This is a genomic window from Aminobacter sp. P4_H6_2 (genome assembly GCF_056400805.1).
Genome location: NZ_JBFUKO010000677.1, coordinates 1 through 2767, shown reverse-complemented (window position 1 = coordinate 2767; position 2767 = coordinate 1). Strand labels below are relative to the sequence as shown.

The 2767-nt window shown below is 56.8% G+C and carries 2 protein-coding genes; one reads left to right on the top strand and one right to left on the bottom strand.

All coding sequences use genetic code 11. From position 1 onward, the window contains the following. On the bottom strand, nt 1-812 hold an 812-nt coding region (locus AC1DUU_RS28480), incomplete at its 3' end, for an agmatinase family protein (protein ID WP_476786691.1). 460 nt (nt 813-1272) lie between these two features. Between AC1DUU_RS28480 and AC1DUU_RS28475 the strand changes: the two genes are divergently transcribed. Then, nucleotides 1273-2376: an FAD-dependent oxidoreductase gene (locus tag AC1DUU_RS28475; protein ID WP_476786690.1), complete on the top strand. Its 1104-nt coding sequence runs from the start codon at nt 1273-1275 to the stop codon at nt 2374-2376. Nucleotides 2377-2767 lie beyond the last annotated feature (391 nt).

The window sequence follows — 2767 nt, the reverse complement described above, 5'->3', positions numbered from 1 at the left end:
CGTGAGGTGAGCCCGCCTGCAGCGGGAACGCCAGTGCCAGGGGCATAGGCGCCGTCGATCGCGTCTATATCAAACGTTAGATACACGCTGTCTGTTCCTGTTCCTGCAATAGCACGAGCCTCCTTCGCGATAGCCAGCGGGCCCTTGTCCAGCACCATCTCGAGCGGCATCAGCGTGATTCCTTTTTGCCGCGCATAGTCAAACTCTGCTTTCGGGTTCAGCCATCCGTTCGTGCCGATAATGACGATCTTTCGAGGGTCGAACCCGGCGTCGACTGCGCGTGCAATGGGGCACGCATGATTGAGTTCCTCACCACCGACATCGACGGCAGTATCGAAATGACTGTCTATCAAGATTAGGCCGGGGTTGGCGTAGCGCTTCCTAAATGCCCGCACGCACGCGATGGTAATGGAATGGTCGCCACCGAATGTCACCGGCATTGCGCCCCCGTTCAGAACTTCGAGAATCATCTGCTCGGCGCGGTCCATCGTCCTGATCGCTGCGCCAGGAATGACGGCCACGTCACCGCAATCAGCAAACTTGTAGTGGTCAGTAAGGTTTAGATCGAGATTGGCATTGTAGAAGCTGAACTGATCGCTCGCTTCGCGCAATGCGCGCGGTCCGTAGTTGGTTCCGGTACGGCTTATGCACATCGAATCCCAAGGGAAGCCGATGAATGCGGCAGTGATACCTTGCTGGCGCAATATGCTAGAATCCGCCCGCACACTCGGCAGGCGCATGAACGTTCCACCGGTCCCTGCATGTAGCAAGCCTGCAAACGCATTCGATCCATCGACCACAGCTTCAGACATAGAAAATCCCCTTCATCGCCTTGCGGCATTGTTCGACTAACGGTGTCGAATTCGAGCCTTTGCGATTTCGGAGATGCTGACAATGGTGGCTTCCGTCACCAGCACTGACGGCAAGCTCCTATGCAACTGTACCGGCTAGTTCAAAACCCAACAGGTCTCGATGCGTGCGACCCGACGATCATCCAGATCGGCACTAGGCAACGCATGGAGCCGCAGGATGACGACAGTCATCATTGCCCCGGCATTTGAACTCGTCAGAATGTGCAAGTGTGGCGCCATCGAATTGCGTCGCAGGCTGCTGGGGAGAAGTTGCCAACACTGCTGTCAGCGCACGCAACCTCTCGGGGGGATACAGGGAGCGTCCATGTCTCGATATACTGAAACTCAAACTGCTCGCGGTCCTGTCGGCGGTATTCTATAGCCGTCCCTAGTGCGGAAAAGCGATCGAGGAACCCATTTCATGACGAAGCGTGCGCTTGTGTGCGGAGCAGGCATCAGTGGACTGTCTGCAGGGATATGTCTTGCCCGGATGGGGTGGGATGTCACTGTCTTCGAGAGGGACAGCGAACTGCGTACGGCAGGCGCGGGACTAAATCTCTGGCCAAACGGCGGGCGCGTGTTGAAGGCGCTGGGGCTGGGGCAGCGTTACGCTGAAATTGCGTCTAACCTGGAGTATTATCGAACCTTCTCGTCGAGCGGAGAAATCATAGCTGTTGATGATCTGAGGGACTGGCACGAGCGTTACGGCGCGCCATTGTCGGGAGTTTACCGGCGGGATCTCAGCAGAATGCTCATTGAAGCGCTCGGCCCGGATCGTATTCGCCTTGGCCGACAAGTCGTCAGCGTCGATCAGGGCGATACGGTCGTTTGCCGGTTCGCCAACGGTGAAATGGCGGAAGGGGAGCTCCTGGTCGGAGCTGATGGGATCAATTCTATTGTACGCACGTCCGTGTTCGGCCCGCAGAAATTTAGCTCAGATGGACTCGTGCGCTGGCGGGGTCTTTTCGATCTCGCTGATGTCGACGTCGATCCCCTCTCTGAGGCCGAAGTCTGGGGCAACGATGGCCATTTCGGCTACCTTCCGATTGGAAAGGGACGCGCATACTGGTTTGCAGCCGCAGATGGGGTAACCCAGGATCCTGACGTTGTCGCGGCGCACTTCAGCGGCTGGAAAGGCAGTCCGGTTCCGGGACTTGTTAGCGCGACGGACCGGTCCACTATTATCCGGAGCGATCTCCAGGATTTTGTACAGCCTCTTTCCCACTGGTCCAGGGGACGCGTCGCGCTGGCGGGCGATGCTGCCCATCCGATGCTTCCGGGGATGGCGCAAGGAGCAAATCAAGCACTGGAGGACATCCAGGCGCTTGGGTTCGCGCTTGACGCACACGAAGATGTCGAAACGGCGCTTCTTGCATACGAACAAGAACGCATTCCACGCGTTGCGCCAATTGTGCGATACTCTCGTTCGCTGTTCGAGTTCGATGACCAGAACGAACTGGTAAGTGGCCACCGAAACCCGCTGTTTGATCGCTACGATCGTTTCGTGGAGAGAAAAGATAGCTGATCTACCGCGAGTGCCCTAGTGCACTTTTGCGGCAGACTTGGCTGAGAGACCATGTCATGGCGTTCCAGAAGCCTATACATGACCGCTTTCGAGACGCTTCCGATTGAGAATGACGTGCCGCGTGCCAGGCGACAAGGTGGGTGCCAGACGGCTTAATATTGCCTGCACCATCGGGTGCGATCCAGACCTTCGATTTGAAAGRTTGCAAGGCAGGAGGCGGCCTCTTCGTCATCCTGTCCGAATTCGCAAAACTCTTTGAACCTATTTAAGCCAGTAGAAAGTGTTTCGACTGGCTTGTCACATTGTGTGACACTGGTCGAAGGAATACGGCAGCGGCTGAATCTAGACGAGCGAACCAGCCACGGCTTTCCATTCGGCCATGGCATTGAGG